The sequence below is a fragment of the Dyadobacter sp. CY326 genome, from assembly GCF_021390515.1.
GTDB lineage: Bacteria > Bacteroidota > Bacteroidia > Cytophagales > Spirosomataceae > Dyadobacter.
In genome coordinates, this window is sequence record NZ_JAJUXI010000014.1 from 95,442 (window position 1) to 118,518 (window position 23,077).

At 46.2% G+C, this 23,077-nt stretch carries 23 protein-coding genes; 13 read left to right on the forward strand and 10 right to left on the reverse strand.

Annotated features, from left to right (window positions below; translation table 11 throughout):
* Positions 1-12: 12 nt before the first annotated feature.
* The 4 genes from LZG73_RS24610 (at position 13) to LZG73_RS24625 (ending at position 2,291) form a co-directional block, all read left to right on the forward strand.
* Complete coding sequence (locus LZG73_RS24610; RefSeq protein ID WP_233855384.1) at positions 13-378, forward strand: response regulator; 366 nt, start codon at positions 13-15, stop codon at positions 376-378.
* A 3-nt stretch (positions 379-381) separates the two neighbouring features.
* A complete protein-coding gene (locus tag LZG73_RS24615) occupies positions 382-1,191 on the forward strand; it encodes a protein-glutamate O-methyltransferase CheR (protein ID WP_233855386.1) in 810 nt (269 codons plus the stop codon).
* Complete coding sequence (locus tag LZG73_RS24620) at positions 1,173-1,754, forward strand: chemotaxis protein CheB (protein WP_233855388.1); 582 nt, start codon at positions 1,173-1,175, stop codon at positions 1,752-1,754. Before LZG73_RS24615 ends, LZG73_RS24620 begins: the two co-directional genes overlap by 19 nt.
* Before the next feature lie 147 nt (positions 1,755-1,901).
* Positions 1,902-2,291 (forward strand): DUF983 domain-containing protein, encoded by a 390-nt coding sequence (locus LZG73_RS24625; RefSeq protein WP_255697419.1) that lies wholly within the window; start codon positions 1,902-1,904, stop codon positions 2,289-2,291.
* Here LZG73_RS24625 and LZG73_RS24630 read toward each other — a convergent pair.
* Genes LZG73_RS24630 through LZG73_RS24640 form a run of 3 tightly spaced genes read right to left on the reverse strand, consistent with a single transcriptional unit; the run spans position 2,288 to position 5,672 of the window.
* Positions 2,288-3,172 (reverse strand): AraC family transcriptional regulator, encoded by an 885-nt coding sequence (locus LZG73_RS24630; protein WP_233855392.1) that lies wholly within the window; start codon positions 3,170-3,172, stop codon positions 2,288-2,290. The two genes, LZG73_RS24625 and LZG73_RS24630, sit on opposite strands and share 4 nt — an antisense overlap.
* Positions 3,147-4,427: an amine oxidase gene (locus LZG73_RS24635; protein ID WP_233855393.1), complete on the reverse strand. Its 1,281-nt coding sequence runs from the start codon at positions 4,425-4,427 to the stop codon at positions 3,147-3,149. The genes LZG73_RS24630 and LZG73_RS24635 overlap by 26 nt, the downstream gene beginning before the upstream one ends.
* Before the next feature lie 3 nt (positions 4,428-4,430).
* Complete coding sequence (locus LZG73_RS24640) at positions 4,431-5,672, reverse strand: glycosyltransferase (RefSeq protein ID WP_233855394.1); 1,242 nt, start codon at positions 5,670-5,672, stop codon at positions 4,431-4,433.
* A gap of 303 nt (positions 5,673-5,975) precedes the next feature.
* Between LZG73_RS24640 and LZG73_RS24645 the strand changes: the two genes are divergently transcribed.
* Together LZG73_RS24645 and LZG73_RS24650 are read left to right on the forward strand one after the other, a co-directional pair.
* Complete coding sequence (locus LZG73_RS24645) at positions 5,976-7,778, forward strand: cytochrome-c peroxidase (protein ID WP_233855395.1); 1,803 nt, start codon at positions 5,976-5,978, stop codon at positions 7,776-7,778.
* A complete protein-coding gene (locus LZG73_RS24650; protein WP_233855396.1) occupies positions 7,775-9,571 on the forward strand; it encodes a metallophosphoesterase in 1,797 nt (598 codons plus the stop codon). The genes LZG73_RS24645 and LZG73_RS24650 overlap by 4 nt, the downstream gene beginning before the upstream one ends.
* Here the strand turns inward: LZG73_RS24650 and LZG73_RS24655 are convergent.
* Together LZG73_RS24655 and LZG73_RS24660 are read right to left on the reverse strand one after the other, a co-directional pair.
* Complete coding sequence (locus LZG73_RS24655; RefSeq protein WP_233855397.1) at positions 9,549-10,958, reverse strand: pyridoxal-dependent decarboxylase; 1,410 nt, start codon at positions 10,956-10,958, stop codon at positions 9,549-9,551. The two genes, LZG73_RS24650 and LZG73_RS24655, sit on opposite strands and share 23 nt — an antisense overlap.
* Before the next feature lie 25 nt (positions 10,959-10,983).
* Complete coding sequence (locus tag LZG73_RS24660) at positions 10,984-11,448, reverse strand: DUF1572 family protein (protein WP_233855398.1); 465 nt, start codon at positions 11,446-11,448, stop codon at positions 10,984-10,986.
* Between the two features lie 185 nt (positions 11,449-11,633).
* Between LZG73_RS24660 and LZG73_RS24665 the strand changes: the two genes are divergently transcribed.
* Positions 11,634-13,079, forward strand: a complete 1,446-nt coding sequence (locus LZG73_RS24665) for a PLP-dependent aminotransferase family protein (RefSeq protein ID WP_233855399.1) — start codon at positions 11,634-11,636, stop codon at positions 13,077-13,079.
* 3 nt (positions 13,080-13,082) lie between these two features.
* Here LZG73_RS24665 and LZG73_RS24670 read toward each other — a convergent pair whose 3' ends face one another.
* Both LZG73_RS24670 and LZG73_RS24675 read right to left on the reverse strand, forming a co-directional pair.
* Positions 13,083-13,403, reverse strand: a complete 321-nt coding sequence (locus LZG73_RS24670) for a type II toxin-antitoxin system PemK/MazF family toxin (RefSeq protein WP_233855400.1) — start codon at positions 13,401-13,403, stop codon at positions 13,083-13,085.
* On the reverse strand, positions 13,397-13,588 hold the full coding sequence (locus LZG73_RS24675; protein ID WP_233855402.1) for a hypothetical protein: 192 nt from the start codon (positions 13,586-13,588) through the stop codon (positions 13,397-13,399). The genes LZG73_RS24670 and LZG73_RS24675 overlap by 7 nt, the downstream gene beginning before the upstream one ends.
* 307 nt (positions 13,589-13,895) lie before the next feature.
* Here LZG73_RS24675 and LZG73_RS24680 point away from each other — a divergent pair, with 307 nt between their 5' ends.
* The 5 genes from LZG73_RS24680 (at position 13,896) to LZG73_RS24700 (ending at position 19,516) form a co-directional block, all read left to right on the forward strand.
* Positions 13,896-15,908 (forward strand): heavy metal translocating P-type ATPase, encoded by a 2,013-nt coding sequence (locus tag LZG73_RS24680; protein WP_233855404.1) that lies wholly within the window; start codon positions 13,896-13,898, stop codon positions 15,906-15,908.
* Positions 15,909-15,926: 18 nt separating this feature from the next.
* On the forward strand, positions 15,927-16,247 hold the full coding sequence (locus LZG73_RS24685; RefSeq protein ID WP_233855406.1) for a DUF6660 family protein: 321 nt from the start codon (positions 15,927-15,929) through the stop codon (positions 16,245-16,247).
* Between the two features lie 44 nt (positions 16,248-16,291).
* Complete coding sequence (locus LZG73_RS24690) at positions 16,292-18,460, forward strand: TonB-dependent receptor domain-containing protein (protein WP_233855408.1); 2,169 nt, start codon at positions 16,292-16,294, stop codon at positions 18,458-18,460.
* Positions 18,461-18,516: 56 nt separating this feature from the next.
* Positions 18,517-19,059 (forward strand): pyridoxamine 5'-phosphate oxidase family protein, encoded by a 543-nt coding sequence (locus LZG73_RS24695; RefSeq protein ID WP_233855410.1) that lies wholly within the window; start codon positions 18,517-18,519, stop codon positions 19,057-19,059.
* 100 nt (positions 19,060-19,159) lie between these two features.
* Entirely contained in the window at positions 19,160-19,516 is a 357-nt protein-coding gene (locus tag LZG73_RS24700) for a hypothetical protein (RefSeq protein ID WP_233855412.1), read from the forward strand.
* Positions 19,517-19,525: 9 nt separating this feature from the next.
* Here LZG73_RS24700 and LZG73_RS24705 read toward each other — a convergent pair whose 3' ends face one another.
* Entirely contained in the window at positions 19,526-19,804 is a 279-nt protein-coding gene (locus LZG73_RS24705; protein ID WP_233855414.1) for a hypothetical protein, read from the reverse strand.
* 127 nt (positions 19,805-19,931) lie between these two features.
* Here LZG73_RS24705 and LZG73_RS24710 point away from each other — a divergent pair, with 127 nt between their 5' ends.
* On the forward strand, positions 19,932-20,291 hold the full coding sequence (locus tag LZG73_RS24710; RefSeq protein ID WP_233855415.1) for a helix-turn-helix domain-containing protein: 360 nt from the start codon (positions 19,932-19,934) through the stop codon (positions 20,289-20,291).
* Here the strand turns inward: LZG73_RS24710 and LZG73_RS24715 are convergent.
* Positions 20,288-21,502, reverse strand: coding sequence for an MFS transporter (locus tag LZG73_RS24715; RefSeq protein WP_233855416.1), 1,215 nt, complete (start codon positions 21,500-21,502; stop codon positions 20,288-20,290). The genes LZG73_RS24710 and LZG73_RS24715 overlap by 4 nt on opposite strands.
* Before the next feature lie 22 nt (positions 21,503-21,524).
* The gene (locus LZG73_RS24720) at positions 21,525-23,018 is read right to left on the reverse strand and encodes a PLP-dependent aminotransferase family protein (RefSeq protein WP_233855417.1); all 1,494 of its coding nucleotides are present in this window, start codon (positions 23,016-23,018) and stop codon (positions 21,525-21,527) included.
* Positions 23,019-23,077: the final 59 nt, after the last annotated feature.

A 23,077-nucleotide genomic window follows, 5' to 3' on the forward strand; every position in this document is an offset into this window, starting at 1 on the left:
AAACAACCCCCTATGCATAAGAAAAAAGTGTTGATAATCGACGATGACGCCAGGAACATATTTGCGTTAAAAGCGACTTTGAAAGCCAAATCGTTTGATTGTATTTCATGTTTGGGGGCCCACGAGGCGCTAGATTTGTTACGCACCAATGAGCCTGTTGACGCGATCCTGATGGATATGATGATGCCCGAAATGGATGGTTATGACGCGATTCCATTGATCAAAAAGATAGAAAGCAGACGGCAGACGCCCGTGTTTGCGGTTACTGCGCAAGCAATGGTCGGTGATCGTGAAAAGTGCCTCCAAGCCGGTGCGGACGATTACATTTCGAAGCCGATCGACGTCGATAAATTGTTGCAGCTTTTAAAAGACATATAGGAAATGATTGAGGATGAGGACATTGAACTTTTACTGAATGACTTGCTGGACATTTATGGCTACGATTTTACCAGCTATTCCAAGGCTTCGCTCAAACGACGCATTATCAGGCTATATTCGCTTGACAAATTCCCAAGCTTCGCCGAATTCCGTTACCGCGTCAAGACAGATGAAGGTTATTTAAAGCGATTTGTTGAGGAAATCACGGTTAATGTAACTGAAATGTTTCGCGACCCGTCATTTTATAAATCGGTGCGGGAAGAAATATTGCCGGTGCTGGGGACAAAGCCATTCATCCGCGTGTGGCACGCGGGCTGTTCAACGGGGGAAGAAGTTTTTTCAATGGCTATCTTGCTGAAAGAAGCGAATCTGCTCAAAAAATCGCTTCTATATGCAACGGACCTCAATCCGAGCGTTCTGGAAAAGGTCCGCAAGGGGATTTTTCCTTTGCAGCAGATGAAACAATATTCTGAAAGTTACATTGCATCCGGTGGCGTGAATGATTTCTCGCAATATTATACAGCCAATTACGGACAGGCAAAATTTGATCGGGAGTTGTCCGAGAAGATTATCATTTCCACGCATAACCTCGTTTCAGACAGCTCATTCAATGAGTTTGACCTGATTTTTTGCAGAAATGTGCTGATCTATTTTGAAAAAGATCTGCAAGACAGGGTTCTCAAATTATTTGACGCCAGCTTGGGTTCCCTCGGTTATCTCGCATTGGGGACCAAAGAGACATTGAAGTTTTCCGTGATCCAGCACAATTTCAAGCAGCTTAACCGGGAGAAAATATGGAAGAAGATCGTTTAGGCAAAGCAATCAAAGCGCTCGTAATCGGTGGTTCGGCGGGCAGTCTGCAAGTGCTTTTCAGCCTGCTTCCGTTATTGAAAGAGAATCTGCAAGTTGCTATCATTCTTGTGCTGCATCGCCGTAATTCGGTTGATTCCTCGCTGCATGAGCTCTTGGCTACAAAAGCGTTTGCCCCAACGCATGAGGTGGAAGATAAGGACATCATTAAATCCGGACACATTTACCTCGCTCCCGCAGATTATCATTTACTGATTGAAAAAAGCCATTCGTTTGCATTAGATTATTCCGAGAAAATCAATTTCAGCAGACCGAGCATTGATGTGACCTTCGAATCGGCGGCAGAGGCTTATGGCGCGTCGCTTGCGGCAATGCTCCTGTCCGGTGCAAATGAAGATGGGACAAGGGGATTGGCGGCCGTCAAGCAAAATGGCGGCATTACAATTGTTCAAAATCCGGAAACTGCCCAAATGCCCTACATGCCGCATTACGCGCTCACGCACACCGACATCGACCACGTTTTCGACATTCCGCAAATGGCACGGTTCATAAATAACCTTAACTAACATTCGTCTTCGCCAGACCGCTGTTTTGCTTTCACCACTGGCATAGTTTTCATAAGCAATCGTTGATTAGTGCCACAAAAGCTAGCATCCGTCTTTCTTTATCATGTGATTTGTGGCCAAATTTGTATCAATCAAATATTACATCACATGGCAAAGCCCAGCAAATTATATAGCGTCTTTTTTAACAAATGTCCCAGATGTGGCGTAGGTGATTTTTTCATCTCCAAAAATGCATACAGCCTGAAAAACTTTGATAAAATGAATAAGCATTGCCCGCATTGTGGCGAAAACTTGGTGCCTGAACCTGGATTTTATCAGGGTGCTTTGTATATGAGCTATTCGTTTTACGTGGCGTTTATGGTGATCTATTTCCTGATTTTCGTCAACTTTTTCGAGCAATATCTTGACTATTTCCTGATCAGCATTATCCCTATTCTGATCATCCTGACGCCTTATTTTTATCGCCTCGCGCGACGTGCGTGGCTGGCATTGTTTATCAAACCGGCTTCAAGCGAAACCACAACGTTTAAGCATTAACGTCTGACGGGCTGATTGGCGGATTTGGATCGGAATGTCTCCGGCGTCATGCCCGTTTCCTTTTTGAAAAACCGCGTGAAATAAGAGTTGTCATTGAAATTGAGCTTGTAAGCAATTTCTGAAACGGACAGTTCGAGGTTAATGAGCAACCTCTTGGCTTCCAAAACAACCCGGTTACGAATAACCGCGCCTGCCTGTAAACCGAGATGTTCTTTGCAAACTGCATTCAAATGGTTGGGCGTAATGTGCAGCAAATCAGCATATTCGCCCGGCTGCCTCAGTGCAACGAAGTTTTTTTCAATGAGCTTTTGAAAATTTTTGATCAGCGGATTTTTTTGAACGGAGGAAATGTGTTGGCCCGCTCTGCTCCTACTTTGTTCCAGCAACAAAAATATTTTCAGCAACAGCACGCGAATGATATCTTCTCTGAAAGCGCCCTTCGACGTTTGCAGCAACAATTCCTCGAAAACGGAAACAATATCGTGTTGGATGTCAGGCACAATGTCGATCACATTATTGCTGCTGTCTCCGTCAAAAAATGAAAACGAGTCGAGATAATCCGGGCGCAATAAAAAAGACCTGAAAAACAGGTCTGAAAAATTAACAACATAACCTTCCATCGCTCCCTCGAAATCCCAGGAATGCACCTGGCCTGGAATCATGAAATAAATTTGAAACGGCTTAACGAAGAATCGGTTGAAGTCAATCGTGTAAGAACCAGTTCCTTCTGTAAAAAGCACAAGATGAAAAAAGCTGTGGCGGTGGGGAAAAACAAGGTTTTGATGCTCTTCCAGATACACTGAAAAACGACTGATCATTACATCGTCCTCCCTGTATTCGGAGAGCGGTCCAATGTCAAGTCGCGGTAATGTCGTCTGCATGGGAAACAAAATCTTTGATGATTTTCCCCGGCAATTTAATAATATACTCTGCAAATGAGGACTTTTCTTTCTTTTTATAAGTCCGCTGATTTTTGGCACTGATTTGCACATTTCTCAGATCCGCCTGACCGGCCACCAACGCTTGTGCTGACGGCATATGCAGCACACGGCTGCTTCCCAGCACCATTGGGTCAGTGTCCCAGATCCCCGAATTATGCCAGTAATCAACTTGATCCCAGTCGGGCCGGTCGATAATCGGATAATAACATACGCCCCATAAAGGAATGCCTTCAGCAACCAACTTGCAGCTTTCCTCAGCTACCATGCTGATCCAGATTGGCCTGTCTTCCTTTGGGTGACTGGTTTCGGTCAGCACAACGGGCACGTCATAACGCAAGTGCGCTTCACGCAACAGATCTGACAAACTGCGCCATCTCGTATCCATCACCGGATCATTCCAGCCCATGTATTGATGCGTGCCAGCAACCCATTGGTTGTTATAATAGTAATTAAAACCCAGCATGTCCAGATATTCAGGCTTGCCGCCGAGTTCGGGACAGATTTTGCCACAAAGGATGTCAACCGCCTGATATTGAAGATCATGGTCTGCCTGAGCACTTTTTATTTCAGTCTCATCGGCACCAACTTCCGGCACCACATTAATCAGCGGCTCGGTCGTAAGAATGCGGATGCGCGGATCATATTCTTTCAGCGCCTTAACGCCTGCGATATAAGCCCGCATGAGCGCATACTTCATTTCCCACCCATTGTTCCGGCAATATGGAGCCGTTCCAGCCGCATCGCCGCCCAGCCACGAAATAAATCCAACTTCATTGATCGGCGTCACAACCAGCGGCGACTCGGGTGCCATATGGTTGTAAAAGAATGCAAATGCTTTGCATAATGCTACAAAACGCGGCGTGAAATGCGGATGCAAGGGCGTAAGATCATCCGGAAATCCGAAATGACAAATGTCCCAGATTTGCTGTGTGCCATTCCGTTGCCCAGCCAAGATCATTTGCTTTACCGAGCTGAAATCATATTGGTAAGGCTTATATTCCACCTGGCTCCAACGGATTCCTTCACGAACGGTGCGAATGTCGAACTGACTGATCATTTCATAATCCTGGTCAATAATGTCCAGGTGACCGGTGTCCTTCAACAGGTCCACCCGGTTACCATGCACATTGAGCTGGTCTGCACATTCAAACCCTCCCATCCAGAAAGACTTAAATGGATTTTCGATTTCTGTCATTGCTTACCGCTGGTTCTGTTTTTTGGAAGAACTCATACTTGGCAACGAAACGATTTTTTTACTTTTATAAGTTGTAGCCATATTATCGGTCATGCCCGCACAAGTCAGATCCCATGAAATGGTCAATAGAAACTTGTCGACATTATTCAGCCATTCCGTTTTGTCTTTCAGGTCCAGCCAATCGCCGATGGCTTTGATGAATTCTTCACTGTTTTTGGCAATGGAAACCAGCTTGTTCTTGCCATAAGGGTTAACCACGTCCCGGATGGCCGATGAAACAACGGGCTTGCCTGCGCACAAATATTCAGGCGTTTTGGTCGGGCTGATAAAACGCGTCGATTCATTTAACAGAAAAGGAACGAGCGCCACATCCCATCCGGAAAGATATCCCGGAAGCTGATCGTAAGAACGCGCTCCCAAATAGTGAATGTTTTTGTTTGTTGGCAATAATTCCGGATCAATTTTTACCACTGGTCCAATAAGCATAATGTTCAAATCGGGACGCGCATTGGCAATGTCTTCGATCAGGTTAATATCAAACCGTTCGTCAATCACACCGTAAAAACCAACTTTCGGCCCCTTGATCGCAGCTTGATCAGCCGGTTCGCTATTCTGCTTTCTTGCTTTACCAAAGTGTTTTTTATCAATGCTGCTGGGGAACGGATGAATGTTGCGATGCAAATTCCGTTTTGACTCGAAAAGAGAATTTCCACCCGTGAAAACGACATCAGCCTTGTTGAGCAAATTGTGTTCAAGACGTTTGATGGAATCCGGCGCAAACTTGAACGCAGAAAGTTCATCCATACAATCATAAACCGTTAGTCCCGGCGTAATGTGATCGGAGAATTCCAGTGCCATCGGCGTGTAATACCAGAAGATGAAATCATCCAGGTTCTTGTTTACAAAAAACACTTTAATAAGCTCTTTCAACTGCTTATTCACTTCATCCTTGCTCAAACCGTGGGCTAAATGCGGCACGCAAACCCAAAGTTCCGGCAACCGTTGCGAGAATGTCAGATAAGGCACGTCCGTATTTCCAAAAATTGGTTCTTCGAGGAAATAAACAGCCGTCACATCCGAAAAACGCGTTAAAAGATGCTGAGGCCGCTGGTAAACGAAGTCCCACCTGAGATGTGAAAAACAAAGCAGGTTTCTCGGAAGCGTTTCCTGATCCTTAACCGGGGTTGGTGCTAAATGTTGCAGATGATTTTTAGAAAAATCCTTGCTAATTGGAGTATCGACCATTATGTTAATGAATGTTGATGAATAATTATCCGCCCTCCACCCTGGAAAACTCACACATGTCAAAACGGATATGTTTGCTAGCGTTAATAAATTACTATGCCAGACCCATCTGCTAGCGTTTTTAGCCGGTTTAAGGCTTTTTAAGGCTTCGGATTTTCGTGACGTTGTAGAGTCGTTTGCTCAACAGGTCGTTGTGAACGCCGGATCAGCAAATTGAACGCTTACCAATAAACGCAAAATGCCTCTGTTTATCGAAAATTCAGATTTTTCCGTAATATTATGTTGGTAAACCCGACTTTGCCTATGCGCAAAAACTTTACGCTTCTGCTGCTTGCATCACTTTTTGTCTTCGCCTTTTCTGCACCAAAATCTGCGGATTCCATCGGCGTTGAAGGTGCCGTTAAGCTTTTTCGGGAAGATGCAAAAGCTTATGCAACACAGCTTGGTAAGCTTGAAACCGCCTTTCACAACATTCGGGCGGACGACAGCTTAACAATCGAAACGGCCAAAGTCAAGCTTGTCGATGCCCGATTAGCTTACAAACGAATCGAATATTTTTTAGAACATTTCTTCTTCACGTCGTCCAGAATCTATAACCGCCCTCCCAAAAATGAGATTGAAGAGCCTCATCTGGAATATATGGAGCCGGCGGGCATGCAATATATGGAAGCCTTGCTGTTTGACAGCATAACCACCGACTCAAAAGCGCTGTTAGTGGCTCAGGCACAATTACTTACTCACGCAGCTTCGGACTTACATGCATTGCTCTACAAATTTGAAACCGATGACAAGCAGATTTTGGCTAGCGTGCGCCTTGAAATCATCCGGGTTATTGCATTGGGCATCAGCGGTTTTGACGCGCCGCTTCTGAAAAGCGGCATCAGGGAATCTTCGGTTGCATTGGAGACGATCGGCTTTGTTTTGAAACCATATATCGACCAAAGCAGGCACGACAGCGTCCGCATTTATCTTACAAGCGCAATCGATTTTCTGCACGGGAACCCGGATTTCGATGCGTTTGACAGACTAAAATTCCTTACCGATCACGCCCTGCCGCTGCAAACGCATTTTCATGCAATGCTCAAAGAAATGAATCTTGACACAACATTGCCGGGAATGATGAATCGGGAAGCAGCGCATCTGTTTAGCAGCGATGCTTTGCAGCCCGGAAATTCCAAAACACATGCTGCTTTTGCTAAAAAACAGGTTTTACTTGGTGAAAAACTTTTCTTCGAACCGCGATTATCCGGTAACAAAACAAAAAGCTGCGCCTCATGCCACAACCCTGCAAATTACTTCACCGACGGACTTCCCAGAAGCGTTGGCATTGACCCAAAAACCACTGTAAAGCGCAATGCTCCTTCCCTAATTTACGCGGCTTTGCAACACAATCAGTTTTGGGACGGGCGCGCTAAAACGCTTGAAGAACAGATAGAAACCGTCATGCGCGACCCGGCTGAAATGAATGGTGATCCGGCCAGGAGTTTTCAGATTTTGGTTAAAGACAAAAAATACAAACGCTTATGGAAACAAGCTGTTCCAAAAACGAGTGACAAGGCGGACGAAAAACAACTTTACACAGCATTGGCATCCTACATTCGCACGCTTGCGCCTTACAATGCCGCATTTGACCATTATTTGAAAGGTGATCGCACAGCAATGACGGACGAGCAGATTGCCGGCTTCAACTTGTTTATGGGCAAGGCGCAATGTGGAACTTGCCATTTCGCGCCACTTTTCAATGGCCTCATCCCGCCATTTTACGCATTAACAGAATTTGAGATCATTGGCACAACTGCAACGGAAGATTTTATTAATCCCGAAAAAGACAATGATCATGGTCGCATGAATGTGCGCGCAACGCCTTATTACGAAGCTGCTTTCAAGACACCGACAATAAGAAATGCAGCAGTTACAGCTCCTTATATGCACAATGGCGCATTCAGCTCGCTGGAAAAAGTCATTGATTTTTATGACAAAGGCGGCGGCGCAGGAATGGGACTGGACGTTCCCAGACAAACACTTTCGCCAATGCCACTGAATTTAACCGAAAAAGAAAAGAAGGAAATCATCGCATTCCTGCACGCCCTTACCGATAAGCCATGAAGAAAATTTTGCTGCTCATCTTCTTAATGTTGCAATTCAAAGTTGCCCCGGCGCAAACCACATTGCTGCGTGGACCTTATCTGCAATCGGCGACGTCGTCGAGCATGGTGATTCGCTGGCGGACGGATGTGGCCGCTTCCAGTTTGGTTCGTTACGGGACTTCCCTGGATGCATTGAATATGACGGCTGACAACGCGGCTGCAGTTATGGAGCACGAAATCAAGCTCTCCAATCTGTCGCCCGCAACGCGCTATTTTTATTCAATCGGTTCGGCGACACAGCTTTTGGAAGGCGATCAGAACAATTATTTCGAAACGGCGCCCGCTCCCGGAACGAAGGGAAAATACAGGTTCGGCGTCCTGGGCGACTGCGGCACAAACTCCGCGATGCAGGGCCTCGTGCGTGAAAGCGTTGCCAAGTATTTGGGCGAAGATTACATGAATGCATTGCTGTTGCTGGGCGACAATGCTTACAGTTTTGGAACCGACGCAGAATATCAATCCAATTTTTTCAATCATTACAAATTCGCCTTCCTCAAAAAGAATCCAGTATTCCCGACACCCGGCAACCACGATTACAACAACGACAATGCCGACCGGCAAAACGATCACAACGTGCCCTATTATGACATTTTTACTTTGCCAACAAAAGGTGAAGCGGGTGGCGTGGCGTCGGAAACGGAGGCTTATTATTCCTACGATTATGGCAATGTGCACTTCTTGTCACTGGATTCTTACGGAAAAGAAGATAATGCGACGAGACTTTACGACACGCTGGGCAGGCAGGTGCAATGGATCAAAAAAGACCTGGCCGCCAATCAAAACAAGGACTGGATCATTGCATATTGGCATCACCCACCCTATTCGCAAGGTTCGCGAAACTCCGAAACCGAAACTGACCTCATCAAGATCCGGGAAAATTTTATCAAAATACTTGAAAGAAACGGCGTCGATCTGATTCTGTGCGGGCATAGCCACGTGTATGAACGCTCGCGCCTCATGCAGGGACATTACGACAAGGCTGCAACATTTGACCCGAGCAAACACAACCTTAGCAACTCATCTGCACGTTATGACGGCTCGCAAGAGTCCTGCCCGTATTTCAAAAAAACCGAATCGAACAAGGGAACCGTTTATGTTGTGTCGGGTTCTGCCGGGCAATTGGGGTCACCGGCGGCGGGTTTCCCGCATAAAGCCATGTATTATTCTGACGCAGAACGTGCCGGTGGATTGGTGCTGGAAGTGGAGCATAACCGGCTGGATGCCAAATGGATCGGAACAGATGGAGTCATTCACGACCAGTTCACAATAGAAAAAGACGTTAATAAAGAAACGACGGTTGAGATCAAACCGGGTGAAAGTGTTGAATTGAAGTCGTCCTTCATCGGTGAACACATTTGGAACACCGGTGAGACCACTCCGGTTATCAGTGTAAGCCCAAATCAATCTACCGATTTTAATGTAAAAGATGCTCAAAGCTGCATTAATGACGTATTTCACATTAAAGTTGGTTCACCAATCCTTGCCGCAAATCCCGCTTCGCAGGCTTTTGACATTGAGATTATTCCAAATCCGTCTTCGGCCTTGCAAATGCAGATTAAGCTGGTCGAAAAAGCGGTTATCGGAGCAAATGTGACATTGATGAACGTTTCCGGGAGAATTTTAATGTTGAAGAAAATGACTTTGACGGAAATGCCTGCGGCGTTCTTGCCGCAGGATCTGAGGGCCGGAGTTTATTTGTTAAAGGTTGAAAATGGCGGGCGGAGTCTGATCAGGAAACTGGTGATTCATTAGCAATTACTGTCTCTTCCAAAGCCTGAATTGCAATCTTTACGTCTTCCGACGTCGTCCGGAAATTGACAAATGCGGCGCGGATGCATGCCTTTCCTTGCAATGTTGTGGGCGTCATGAAAACCTTCCCGCCTTCATTTAAGGACGTTAAGAAAGCACCCAGATCTGCTTTCAGATCTTTCAATCTGAAACCGACCACATTCAACCTCACTGGTGCCGCCAGTTCAAATGATTCACTCTGCTCAATGTATGCACGCAACTCGTTTGCACGCGCAATGCTGTTTTCGACAACCGATTGGAAACCTGATTTTCCATAAGCAATGAGGCTGAACCAGGCTGGCAATGCGCGAAAACGGCGGGAGTTTTCGGGTAGGAAATTGAGATAAGAAAAGTTTTCGGAAGGGTCGCCCAGATAAGGCGCATTCGTGTTTTGGAATGTTTCCACTTGCAGACGAGCGTGCTCATTTTTGACCAAAATAACAGCGCTGTCGTAAGGCACATTCATCCATTTATGGCAATCTATCGTGATGCTGTCCGCGTGCTCCCACCCTTTCAACAAATGCTTATGCTCAGGAGAACAAGCCGCAAAACCACCAAAAGCAGCATCAATATGAAGCCAGAAATCATATTTTTCCTTCAAGCGAACAATGGCAGCAATGTCGTCGAAATCGACGGTGTTGACCGTTCCAGCGCTGCAACTCACAATCACCGGCTTGCCATGCTGGGCAATGAGTTTTACTTCCAGATCAGCAACATCCATTGCTTCCCTGGAATCCAATGTTTCGATTTTCAACAAGTTATTGCTCCCAAAACCAAGCATCGAAAGCGATTTGATCACCGAAGAATGCGGCGTGGCCGACATCACCACAATGTCCGATGACATGCCCGACTTCGAAATGTCAATGCCGAGTTTCGACCCGGCCCATTGCCTGCCGACAGCCAGTCCGGTGAAATTGGACATTGTGGCGCCTGTCACAAATCCGCCATTGAATTGCTCAGGCAAGTCGAACAATTGGCACAAAAATCGAATGGTTTCCCGCTCGATGATGGCCGACACGTCACCGGTTCCTTTTGTTGATTGGGTGTTTTGATCAAAAGTGGCTGTTAACCAGTCGCCCGCAATGGCTGCCGGCGTTGCGCCGCCAGTTACAAATCCCCAAAACCTTGGCCCTGTGCTGGCTACGATCAGTTTTTGATAGGTTTCTTTAAAGAATTCGAGACATTTCTCTGCGCCCAGCCCTTCCGTTTGGAGCATTGCCGGAACAATCTGCTGGTCAGTTGCATAGGTTGGCAAGTCATGCAGTTGGTGCAGGAAGTCCAGACTGTGGTTTTTAACATTTTCAAGAATCTCGCCAATGTTTTCGAGATCTTGTTTCAAGGCATTTTTCATCGGATTCAATGTCATTTAAATAGAATTATTGAGGGTTAGCCGCCGAAACCCATCGTCTGTGGTAATTGATCTGACCCAAATGATAGGAAAGATGCGTCAACAAATGCACGAGCACCAATGCAGTCGTCTGCTCCGCGAACATATCGAGCACATTGCGTGGAAACGCTGCCTGCAACTGTTCCTGAGATAAATCCCGAATGGATTTTACAACAATGGCAGACAAATTTTCGACTTCGGAAACCAGTTCCGGCTGGGTAAAGTAACGCGCCGCAAATTCCGCATCGCGGTTCCTGACATATGGAACATTGCCCAAAGCAAGCCCTACATAAGTTCGCAGATTCCCAATCAGATGCTGGCAAAGATTCCCGCCCGAGTTGATCGTTCCCGGCAATTGGACCCACAACGAATCCTCCGAAGGGTAATTTTCAATTTCGTCCCGCAATTTTTTGAGATCACGCTCGAAGAGCTGGACGATTATTTCATTTTCCATGGCTAACAGATGTTTGAAGTTGCAGTCCAATTTAGCGTTTCAATTCAGCTTTCCGTGCGGCTAGGCTGTGCTAATTGATTTGCTAAATCAAACTGCGATGCAAAGTTGCCTAGCGAAATCATGGGAAAACAGATTCAGTTTTGTTATTTTTGGGCATAACAGATATGCTAAATGCCAGAAAGGAAATGAACAATGCAATTTTCGTAGAAAAGGACGAATTCCTTTACAGCCAGGTTGCCGAAAGATTGGAGCAACAAATTGAAAACAACACGCTCAAAAGCGGCGACAAGTTGATTTCCCTACGGGCACTCAGCAAAGAGCAGGGCATTAGTTTGAGCACTGCATACAAGGCTTACGTGGCGCTCGAAAACAAGGGTTACGTGGAAGCAAGGCCGAAATCGGGCTATTTTGTACGATATAAATCTGCGCAGCGGCCAGGAAAGTCGGAAGTGCCAAAACCCGCTGCCAAGCTTGCAGAGCCCGATGTGGACGCAATAATCAAGCAAGTTTACCGGACATTGACACAGGAAGGAACGGTCAGACTGTCGACTGCGGTGCCATCCATCGAGCTTACGCCTGTTGCCAAGCTCAACAAGGCGCTCATGGAAGCGATCCGGCGCAGTCCGCACAGCTGCACGCAATACGAAGACATTCAGGGAAACCAGAATTTAAGAAAGCAGATTGCAAAAAATGCATTCAATTGGAATGGCAATGTAACTGAGGATGAGGTAATCACAACACACGGCTGCATGGAAGCGGTGTCTTTTTGCCTGCAAGCAGTCACGAAGCCCGGCGATGTTGTGGCCATCGAGAGTCCCGTATATTTCGGCATTTTTAATGTTGTAAAAAATCTTGGCTTGCAGATTTTCGAAGTCGTAAGCGATCCGAATGACGGACCTGACCTTGAATATCTGGAGAAATCTTTGGAAACGGTGCCCATCAAAGCGTGCCTTTTTGTGACCAATTTCTCTAATCCGACCGGTGCCAGCATGCCCGATAACCGGAAAAAGCAGTTGGTTCAAATGCTTGCTGAAAAGGAAATTCCGTTGATCGAGGATGATATTTATGGTGAAATGTATTTTGGCAAAAACCGCCCCAAGACTTGCAAGAGTTTTGATAAAAAAGGGCTTGTAATGCTCTGTTCATCGGTTTCCAAAACGCTTGCGCCCGGTTATCGCGTTGGCTGGTGCATTCCGGGCAAATTTTTCGAGAAAGTGCTGAGCAATAAGATCGTGCATACGGTTTCGTCGGCAACGCCCACACAATCTGCCATCGGCTATTTTTTCGAAACGGGCCGTTATGACCTGCATATGCGGAATTTGCGCAAAGCGCTGCACACGCAATGTCTGCGTTACACGCAGGCAATCACAGAATATTTCCCGGCCGGCACCAGAATTAGCCGGCCACAAGGCGGTTATGTGTTATGGATTGAATTGAACGCGAAAATCAATGCATTCGAACTTTTTGAGGCTGGAATTTTAGAAAACATCAGCATTTCCCCCGGCCAGATTTTTAGCACCGACGCCCGCTTTGTCAATTACATCAGAATCAGTTTCGGCGCTCCATTTAGCCCTGCTATTGACGGCGCATTGAAGAAATTGGGCGCACTGGTTGCCGCACGATTACATTGAAATTCATGCAAAAAGCGCCTTAATCACTTCCAAAACGCTATCGGCCGCCGTTGCGTCAAGCGTGCCGATCTTTTTGAAAAGTCTTGCCTTGTCAATCGCCCGGAGCTGGTCGATTGCAATTTGCCCCGATTTGTTGCTTACAACACAGTCAACACGCGTTGGATAGCGCTTTATTGTCGAAGTCAATGGTGCAATGATGACCGTATTCAGCGAGCGGTTAATGTCGTCTGGCGAAATCACGACGCAGGGCCGTGACTTTTTGATTTCACTGCCAATGGTCGGGTCGAGGTTTACAAAATAAATTTCGAATCGCTTGACTACCATGTCCATTCCGATTCGTCAAAGGCATTGGCAAGTCCGTCCAAGAGATTTTCTTCCTTCTCAACATTCGCCTGCCGAAACTGCTCTTCCCAGCCTGCCCTCGGACTTTGACTTGCAGGCTCTATCACAATGGAAGTTCCTTTAACCTCCACATTCACAATGTCTTGAATGTTACATTGTTCCATCATGTTTTTTGAAAGAATAACTCCCTGGGAATTTCCAATCTTTCTGACCCTTACCAGCATCAAACAAAGTTATAATAATGTTATAACAATGCAAAGGCGATTTTCACTAAAACGAAACCCGTGTGTAATGCATTGTGACAACAAACATTGTGTAACATTTCCCTGCAACAACATTGCAATGAATTGATTTTCAGACATGAAACCCTGTTGCACGGGGTTATAGCGTACATTTGCGGTAGGGTTTTCATATTTCATTTGAATTTCAATTACACCGAAAATCAACCCGGCAACACTTTTTGATCATAACACAATGAAGCTCAGCGAAACCCACGAACACGCTCATCACAACGAAAAAGAATGCTGCGCCCCGGAGACTGCGGCGGCGACAAAACAAGCGCATAATCATGGACACGATGAGCACGATGGACACGACCACGATCATGACGGTCACAGTCATGGCGACGGAGCGGATGAAGGTTTGCTGAAAAGTCGTTGGATGCTGTGGCTTAGCTTGTTAATCTTGGCCGGCTATCTTTTCACAACATTTATATTGAAGGTTGAGGTCAACCGCACGGTGGAGATTGCGCTGATGCTCGTTGCCTATGTTTTGGCCGGCAATAAAACCATTGCCACGGCATTCCGGCGTGTGATGCGAGGCGATTTTTTCAATGAATTTACCTTGATGACGATCGCGACAATCGGCGCTTTTTACATCGGTGAGTTTAGCGAAGGCGTTGCGGTTATGATCTTTTACGAACTTGGCGAACTGTTTCAGGATTTGGCCGTAAGCCGATCAAAACGCTCCATTAAGGCGCTTTTGGACATCAGACCCGAAGAAGTGACTGTAATCAGAGACGGAAAAGACGCGCAAGTTGCGCCGGGTTCAGTCAAAATTGGTGAAACGATTGTGGTCAAAGCCGGCGAGAAAGTTGCTTTGGACGGCAAGCTCAAATCTTTGAACGGGACATTCAATACGGCCGCATTGACAGGTGAATCCGTTCCTGATCAAAAGGTGCAAAATGAGGTCGTTCTGGCTGGGATGATCAACATGGAAAAATCCGTTGAGGTGGAAGTCGGGACATTGTTCAAGGATTCCAAGCTTTCGCGCATTCTAGAAATGGTGCAGGAAGCCACGGCCAGAAAAGCGCCTACACAATTGTTAATAAGCAGGTTAGCAAAAATTTATACACCAATTGTTTTCCTGCTCGCTGTGCTGATCATCCTCGTTCCCTACTTTTTTGTCGCAAATTATAATTTTGATCAATGGCTTTACCGCGGCATGGTTTTCCTCGTCATTGCTTGTCCTTGTGCGCTCACAATCTCCATTCCGTTGGGCTATTTTGGCGGCATCGGACTGGCTTCGCGCAATGGGATTTTGGTCAAAGGCGCTAACTTTCTCGACGTTATCACCAAGATCGACACATTGGTTTCCGACAAAACAGGGACGCTTACCAAAGGCGTTTTCAAGGTCCAGAAAGTGGAAACCAGTTTGGATAACAATGATTTTATCACTAAAACTGCATCATTAGAGCAATATTCAACGCACCCGGTGGCAAAAGCTGTCGTGGAACAAGCAGGCACATTGACATTGATCAAGCCAACGGAAGTTGAAGAGATTTCCGGACACGGTTTGAAAGGTAAGGTTGGCACAGATTCGCTTCTTGCCGGAAACCTTAAACTGCTAAACAAATTCAATATCGCGTTTCCATCAGAACTAAACAATATTGCCGAAACAATTGTCGCTGTGGCCATTAACGGCGCTTATGCAGGTTATATCACCATTGCTGACGAGATCAAGGAAGATGCGGCAGCGGCCATTGCACAATTGAAAAGCCTTGGCATTGAGACGGTTATGCTGTCAGGAGATAAGCAAGTTGTCGTTTCGCACATTGCTGGCCAGCTGCGCATTGATCAGTATTTTGGAGATTTGTTGCCGGAAGACAAAGTCCGTAAAGTTGAGGAGTTAAAAGCGGCTGGAAAACACATTGCTTTCGCGGGCGATGGCGTGAATGATGCGCCGGTAATTGCCCTCGCGGATGTGGGCATCGCCATGGGCGCGCTTGGCTCGGATGTGGCGATCGAAACGGCCGACATTGTAATTCAGAACGATCAGCCATCAAAAATTGCATCGGCGATCAAGGTGGGCAAAATCACGAAAAGCGTAGTTTATCAGAACATTTCGGCGGCAATGACCGTGAAACTTTTGGTGATGATCCTCGGTGCCGGTGGAATTGCGACGCTTTGGGAAGCGGTTTTTGCGGATGTTGGCGTAGCTTTGCTGGCCATTCTGAACGCTTTCAGGATTCAGGGCAAAAAGATTTAATTCAAAACACACTTTGCATTGAAATATTTGATTGTCATACTAGCCTTTTACATGCTCACTTTGGCGCTGCTCCCCTGTGGCGACAAAGTGGAATGCATTGACAATGAGCGCTATGAAACAACTTTCAATGACAATGATCACCCGGATCACGATGGCCATGCAGAAAACTGCTCGCCGTTTTGCATATGCGCTTGCTGCGGACAAATGCTGAATATTTTCACAGCTTATCACTTTGACATCAAGCCAACGTTTGCAGCCGTAACCAGCCGCTCTCTCTATGCAGACCCCTATTTTAAAATAATTCCCCAATCCATCTGGCAGCCGCCAAAGCTGGTTTAAATCGATCCGCTTTACTTATTTTTTACGACGATTTAAATCTCACAATGCAAAAATCAATCTTGCTTGTGCTGGTCATGCTGTACGGCAGTGTGACGCAGGCACAAAATACATTAGCCGTTTTCATTAAAGATCAGCAAACAGAAAATGCGCTTCCGGGAGCCACGGTGCAAATCAAAGGTTCCGCAAATGGCTCTGTATCAGACGAAAATGGTCTGGCCACTATTCCAGGATTTTTGGGCGAATCAGCCATTATCAGCACAACTTTCGTTGGCTATCAGCCCCGGACGGACACAATTGCGCTGCCCGCCGCAGACACGCTGACCATCTTCCTGACGAGCGAGGCCGAGGAAATGGAAGAAGTGGTCATTTCATCAACGCGCAGCTCGCGGACCATTCAGGACATTCCTACGCGTGTAGAATTCATTGCAGGGGAAGAGCTTGATGAAAAGGCCAATATGAAACCGGGTGACATTCGTATGGTTTTGAGCGAAAGCACTGGCATTCAGGTGCAAACCACTTCCGCGACCAGCGCCAACGCGAGCATTCGCATCCAGGGTCTGGATGGGCGTTACACCCAAATTTTGAAGGATGGATTTCCATTATATTCGGGCGCATCAAGCGGTTTGGGCCTTTTGCAAATTCCTCCGCTCGATCTCAAACAAGTGGAAGTGATCAAAGGCTCGGCTTCCACATTGTACGGAGGTGGCGCCATCGCAGGACTTGTCAATCTGATCTCAAAAACGCCCAAAGAAACTCAGGAACTGAAATTTCACCTGAACGGAACGACTGCGGGCGGTTTTGATGCCAACGGTTTTTATTCCAAACGTTTTGGTAAAACGGGTGCGACCGTTTTTGCAGCGCACAACCGCAATGCGGCTTATGATCCCGCCGGCATTGACCTTTCTGCGATTCCAAAGTTCGAGCGTTTCACATTCAATCCGCGGTTTTTTGTTTATCCAAATGCAAACACAACGATCAGCCTCGGCGTCAATTCCTCCTTCGAAAACCGAATCGGAGGTGACATGCATTACATTAAAAACGAACGCGAAGCCGGACACAGTTATTTTGAAAAGAACAAAACGGAGCGCATCAGCACGCAATTTTTATTCGATCATATTTTTGGAAAACATGAGCATTTCGTTGTTAAAAACAGCGTCAGCTATTTCAATCGCAGTTTAACGACGCCGGGTTATGCTTTTAAGGGCACGCAATATTCAACCTTTACGGAGGCTTCTTACGCCAATCACGGCGAAAAGCTTGAATGGATCGCGGGCGCGAATTTGTGGACAGACCAGTTTAAAGAAATCATGGTTTCGCACGGCCAGGAAAGAGATTACAATTTGAACACATTTGGCGCTTTTGCTCAAAACACGTGGAAAGCTTCCAACTGGCTGGATGTTGAAACCGGCCTTCGCGCGGATTACGTGATGGATTATGGCCTCGCATTTTTACCCCGAATTTCAGCATTGCTTAAAGTTGCGCCGAAGCTGACCTCACGCATTGGCGGCGGATTGGGCTACAAAGCGCCAACTATTTTTACAGAAGAAAGTGAACGCATTCAATATCAAGGCGTTTCGGCGATTGATAAAGACAAAAATAAGCTGGAACACAGTTATGGCGGCAATTGGGACATCAATTATCAGACGAACATTTTTAATGAGCAGTTGAGTCTCAGCATTAACCAATTGTTTTTTTACACAAAAATCACCAAACCGCTCATTCTCAAACCGGTAAGCAATGGACGCTATGAATTTCAAAACATTGCCGGACACATTGATACGCGTGGGACGGAGACTAATTTAAAGCTCGGTTACGCCGATTTCAAACTCTTCCTGGGTTACACGTTCACGGATGCACGCATTGACGAAAACAATGTTCATCGTGAGAATTATCTTACGCCAAAACACAGAATTAACTCCGTGCTTTTCTACGAAGTTGAAGACAAATGGAAGGCTGGATTGGAGGCCTATTATTTCAGCAAGCAAAAGCTAAGCGACGGCAAAACGGGCCAGGAATATGTGATTTTGGGCTTCATGGTCGAGCGGCTTTTTGAGCGGTTTTCGATTTATATCAATTTCGAAAACTTCCTGGACGCACGCCAGACACGATTCGACAATATTTACACAGGCTCGATTACAAACCCTGTTTTCAGGGATATTTATGCCCCATTGGATGGGTTTGTCTTCAACGGAGGCATTAAGATTAATTTGTGATCACAATTTTATGGTAAATTCGAATCCTGTTTAGTCATGAAATAAAACGAACATTTATGGGCAAAAAATTGGAGATCATCACACCGGAACTGGAAGATTTTATCCAAAAGCAAAAGCTCTTTTTCGTCGCCACCGCGGCTTGCGAAGGCACAGTTAACATATCTCCCAAAGGCATGGACTCACTGCGCATCCTCGGACCCAATCGCGTGATGTGGCTCAAAGTGACCGGAAGCGGCAATGAAACTGCGGCACATTTGCTTGAAAACGATCGCATTACGATCATGTTCTGCGCATTTGAAGGGAAGCCGCTGATTTTGCGGCTGTATGGAACCGCTCGAGCCATTTATCAGCGGGATGCGGAATGGGCAGAATACATTACTTTGTTTCCAAACCTTGAAGGCGCACGGCAGCTTTTTGATGTTAAAGTTGATGTCGTGCAGATGTCATGTGGAATGGCTGTGCCGTTGATGGACTACAACCGGGATCGCGACGAACTGAGGAATTGGGCCAAAAAGAAAGGCGACGAGGGGATTAAGGAATATTGGCAGCAGAAAAATGTAAAAAGCTTCGACGGGCTGGAAACGGGGATTTTCGGCTAATGCCTCGCATAATGGAGTAATTTCTCGCCAGACAGTCCTTTAATACATTCCAAACCATTGGAATAAAAACCATCCAACGATAACTTAAACCGCGATCCATATGTCCAGAACCGCTGCCTTATCACCGGAAGAACTTCATGCGGAATTAGAGGAAAATACGCAAAACCAATCTGTCGGCGACACTTTGCTGTTTGAAAATGCCAAGGTCAAGGTTTGGCACATCTGCCTCCAACCGGGCGAACGCATTCATTATCACCGTCATAACTACGATTATTTCTGGACGGTTTTACAAGATGGCCAAGGTGTTTCGAACCAGGAAGACGGTAGCCAGGTAAGTTTCACATTCAAAAAAGGGCAAACCTCTTTTCAAAATATCATTGAGCAAGGCAGCTCCATTCATGATTTGAAAAATACCGGCACCGGCATTCTGGAATTCATTACAACGGAATTAAAATAATTGCGACGGCTATACAACCGAAACCGGCTTGATCCCCGCAATTTTTTCGAGCGCTATTGTAACCCGTTCAATGCGGTCAACATTTCCGCGACTGCTATCCGACACAGCCTGGGCGACGGAGGTTAGATAATCTCCGCCCAGCTTTGTGTTGAAGAACGGATCTTTGGCGGCAAGCACGCCGCGCCAGTTCTTACCAACAACATTTCTTGAAGTGACAAATCGGATGAGCAGACGCTCTTTGATGGTCAGACAACCATACTCTCTTACTCGGGTTTGTAGCTTTTCCATTGGATACTGTGATAATGTGTGAGCAGTTTTACAGCCTTTTTTGTAATTTGTGCATTACGATAACTGATATACAAAAGTACAATAATATTATATCATTATCAAATAAATTGTACTAAAATCTAGATTAATGCTAAGTATTGGTAAAAGAATTAAGCAGGGTCGTGAGAAATTAGGTTTGAGTCAGGATCAGCTGGCCGTAATAATGGAGAAGAAGGGAAAAGGCACCATTTCGAATTGGGAGACGGATAAAAACGAGCCTTCGATCGCAGAATTTAAAAAATTGGCTGAGCTTTTCAGCACCACTGCCGCTTATTTAATAGGTGAATCGCCACAATTTGAAGAGCCGCGCGAGAATTATGTAATGGTCAAAAAAGATGATTTGATTGAGTTGCAAAAGAAAGCCTTGGAGCGCGAGGCGGAGAAAAACAAGGAGCTGCTCGACCTGCTCGAACAGTCCAAAAAGCCGGATGGAGAAAAGGACGCTTAACCAAGCCGCATTTTCGCTTGAAATAACATGCCGAAGCCCGCGGCGCAGCAAAAACTGAGCATAACCAACGCCATCCACAACACGTCATATCCCCAATGCGCTGCGATAAATCCGCCGGCGGCGGGTCCAATGATTTGCGCAACAGACTGAGAGACAGAGTAGGCAGCAGAATATTTACCCCGATTTGTTTCAGTCGCACGGCTCATAACAAATGTGCTGATGTAGGGCAATGCCAACATTTCACCCGCCGTAAAGAAAAGCACTGCTGCTGCGGCCAAAATCACGGGCATAATCAGCGGCATCACCAGCATGCTGAATGCAAATCCGCTAAAAACCGTCCCGAGAATGATATAATGTGAATCCGGTCTCCGATTCGCAAGGTTTTGGATCAATATCATTTCGAAAAGTGCGATCACGAGCCCGTTCATTCCAAGCAGAATGCCGATTGTTGACTCCCCAATGTGCATTTCTTCTTTCCAATAAACCGGAACCAGCCTGAAAAGCAGCACAAAACAAATCATGTACATCATGACGATCACCATGAATTTGACGAACAATCCGTCCTGCCAGGGAGACTGTCCAATGATTTCCGGGCTTTCATCACTGACTTTCCGGTTCACAATTTTCGCGGCGGGCAGCAAAATCATGATGAGCATTCCTGCCAACATGTACACCACACCGTCAACCCAGAACAGCAAACTGTAATTGATCGCAGCCAGGATTCCGCCCACCGATGTTCCAAAACCAAAACCAATGTTGGTCGCGAGCCGGTTCAACGCATAGGAACGCGTGAGGTTTTGCGGTGAAGAATATGCCGCTACGGCCGTATTGTTTGCAGGTTTGAAAGCCTCGACAAAAAAGCTCAGAACCACAATCAGGAAGCATAAAGCGGTGAAATCGTTGATCATTCCAAATAAAACAAACAACAATCCGCTGATCGAGAGCGAGATAATCTGCACGGGCCGAAAACCCCAAACATCCGTCAAATAACCGCCCGCAATGCCGCCGAGCACGGAGCCAACGCCGAATAATGTGATGATCAGACCTGCATCTGCAATGCTTCTGTGTAAACTTTGCGTGATATACATGCTCATGAAAGGCACGGCCATATAACCACAACGGTTGACAAGAATTACCACGCTCAGCAGCCAGGTTTCCCGACTTAATCCGCTGAATGAGAGGCGGTAACTATTTGCAATTTTCTTGAACATAAATCGAAATGAAGAGCGAAGACTACAAATTTTCTAATAAATCTTTGATTATCTCAACACTTTCTTCCAATTCCTGCGCATTGGAAGACGCGAATCCGAGCCTTATCGAGTTGTCCAACCCGGTCATTTCGTTCGGGAAAACTGGTTTTACTATTGAACCGCTCGCCATGTAAAGATCCTTTTGCAGCGCCCTCTCAGCAAGCTTGCTCAGATTAATGTTCGGGTCGAAATGCGTCCAGACAGCCATTCCACCATCCGGAATTTCAAATTGAATGTATTTTCCCAATTGTTCTTTCAGTAGATCACAAAACAAATCGCGTCGCTGCTTGTAAATCCGAACCGACTTGCGCAAATGCCTTTGAATGACGCCCGTGTGCAAAAGTTCGGCAATGGCATTCTCCAATATCTGATCACCCTGGCGATCAATAATTCTTCTCAATTTGGCTAAATAAGTGATCACGTCTGCCGGACCCACCAAATATCCAACGCGAAATGCAGGCGAAATGGTCTTCGTAAACGAACCACAATACATCACCATTCCGGCAGGATCAGCGCCAGCCAGGGGCATATACGGCTTGCTGAGATAGTGGAAATCACAGTCATAATCGTCTTCGAAAAGTATGAATTCATATTTTTCGGCCAGTTTTAATAGGTTAATGCGTCGGTCTGCGCGTAAGGCAACCGTCGTCGGATAATGGTGATGTGAAGTCACGTAAACCAATCTGATTTTCTGTTTTTGGCACAATGCTTCCAAGGCACCCACGTCGATGCCATGCTCGTCCACGGGAATTCGCAGAATATTTGCGCCCGCCTGCACAAAATTCATCGTGGCGCCAAACCACCCCGGAGCATCCACAACCACATTATCGCCAACTTCCAGCAAGCCAGTGCTGACCAAATACAAACCCATGATTACGCCTCTGACAATCAGGATATTTTCGGGTAAAGTTTTCAATCCGCGCGTTTCATTCAGGTAAGCAGACAATTCCTGCCGCAGCCAATGCGAACCTTTCGTGTCGCCATAACCCAGCCGCATATACGGATTTCCGCCTAGCAACTGAGTCCGGTAAGCGCGCGAAAGGTCTTCCAACGGCGCGAGGCGCGGATCGGGAAAGCCGTCGTCCAAATGCAAGCGCGTGCTGTTTTTCAGCACCGCGCGGTCCAGATGCGGCAATTCCTTAAATGTAAAACCAGCTTTTTCAATCGGCGAGATTGTCTTTTCAATTGCGCTTTCAGGCTTAACTTGCTGGATTTCAGGTAAATGTTTGGCCACAAATGTTCCATTGCCGGTATGACTTTCCAGCCATCCCTGCGCCAGTAATTCGTCATATGCCTGAACGACGGTTCGCCTGTGCACTTTTAGCAATTCAGCCAACTGCCTCGTGCTCAATAATCTATAACCGGTTTGGAGCGTGCCGTTTCTGATCAATGCCATCAGTTGATTGGCGATTTGCAGATATACGGGCTGTTTTCCTCTTTTCTCCAAAGTGAGCAATGTAGAAAGGACCTGCATCATAATTGGACCATTGAATTTTTCAATATTGGACTCTTTTGAGCATCCAATTACGAAATATT

Bases quoted from the DNA above. Each gene is read 5' to 3' on its own strand.
- LZG73_RS24610 (WP_233855384.1), top strand. From the start codon at position 13: ATGCATAAGAAAAAAGTGTTGATAATCGACGATGACGCCAGGAACATA.
- LZG73_RS24615 (WP_233855386.1), top strand. From the start codon at position 382: ATGATTGAGGATGAGGACATTGAACTTTTACTGAATGACTTGCTGGAC.
- LZG73_RS24620 (WP_233855388.1), top strand. From the start codon at position 1,173: ATGGAAGAAGATCGTTTAGGCAAAGCAATCAAAGCGCTCGTAATCGGT.
- LZG73_RS24625 (WP_255697419.1), top strand. From the start codon at position 1,902: ATGGCAAAGCCCAGCAAATTATATAGCGTCTTTTTTAACAAATGTCCC.
- LZG73_RS24630 (WP_233855392.1), bottom strand. From the start codon at position 3,172: ATGCAGACGACATTACCGCGACTTGACATTGGACCGCTCTCCGAATAC.
- LZG73_RS24635 (WP_233855393.1), bottom strand. From the start codon at position 4,427: ATGACAGAAATCGAAAATCCATTTAAGTCTTTCTGGATGGGAGGGTTT.
- LZG73_RS24640 (WP_233855394.1), bottom strand. From the start codon at position 5,672: ATGGTCGATACTCCAATTAGCAAGGATTTTTCTAAAAATCATCTGCAA.
- LZG73_RS24645 (WP_233855395.1), top strand. From the start codon at position 5,976: ATGCGCAAAAACTTTACGCTTCTGCTGCTTGCATCACTTTTTGTCTTC.
- LZG73_RS24650 (WP_233855396.1), top strand. From the start codon at position 7,775: ATGAAGAAAATTTTGCTGCTCATCTTCTTAATGTTGCAATTCAAAGTT.
- LZG73_RS24655 (WP_233855397.1), bottom strand. From the start codon at position 10,958: ATGAAAAATGCCTTGAAACAAGATCTCGAAAACATTGGCGAGATTCTT.
- LZG73_RS24660 (WP_233855398.1), bottom strand. From the start codon at position 11,448: ATGGAAAATGAAATAATCGTCCAGCTCTTCGAGCGTGATCTCAAAAAA.
- LZG73_RS24665 (WP_233855399.1), top strand. From the start codon at position 11,634: ATGAACAATGCAATTTTCGTAGAAAAGGACGAATTCCTTTACAGCCAG.
- LZG73_RS24670 (WP_233855400.1), bottom strand. From the start codon at position 13,403: ATGGTAGTCAAGCGATTCGAAATTTATTTTGTAAACCTCGACCCGACC.
- LZG73_RS24675 (WP_233855402.1), bottom strand. From the start codon at position 13,588: ATGATGGAACAATGTAACATTCAAGACATTGTGAATGTGGAGGTTAAA.
- LZG73_RS24680 (WP_233855404.1), top strand. From the start codon at position 13,896: ATGAAGCTCAGCGAAACCCACGAACACGCTCATCACAACGAAAAAGAA.
- LZG73_RS24690 (WP_233855408.1), top strand. From the start codon at position 16,292: ATGCAAAAATCAATCTTGCTTGTGCTGGTCATGCTGTACGGCAGTGTG.
- LZG73_RS24695 (WP_233855410.1), top strand. From the start codon at position 18,517: ATGGGCAAAAAATTGGAGATCATCACACCGGAACTGGAAGATTTTATC.
- LZG73_RS24700 (WP_233855412.1), top strand. From the start codon at position 19,160: ATGTCCAGAACCGCTGCCTTATCACCGGAAGAACTTCATGCGGAATTA.
- LZG73_RS24705 (WP_233855414.1), bottom strand. From the start codon at position 19,804: ATGGAAAAGCTACAAACCCGAGTAAGAGAGTATGGTTGTCTGACCATC.
- LZG73_RS24710 (WP_233855415.1), top strand. From the start codon at position 19,932: ATGCTAAGTATTGGTAAAAGAATTAAGCAGGGTCGTGAGAAATTAGGT.
- LZG73_RS24715 (WP_233855416.1), bottom strand. From the start codon at position 21,502: ATGTTCAAGAAAATTGCAAATAGTTACCGCCTCTCATTCAGCGGATTA.
- LZG73_RS24720 (WP_233855417.1), bottom strand. From the start codon at position 23,018: ATGATGCAGGTCCTTTCTACATTGCTCACTTTGGAGAAAAGAGGAAAA.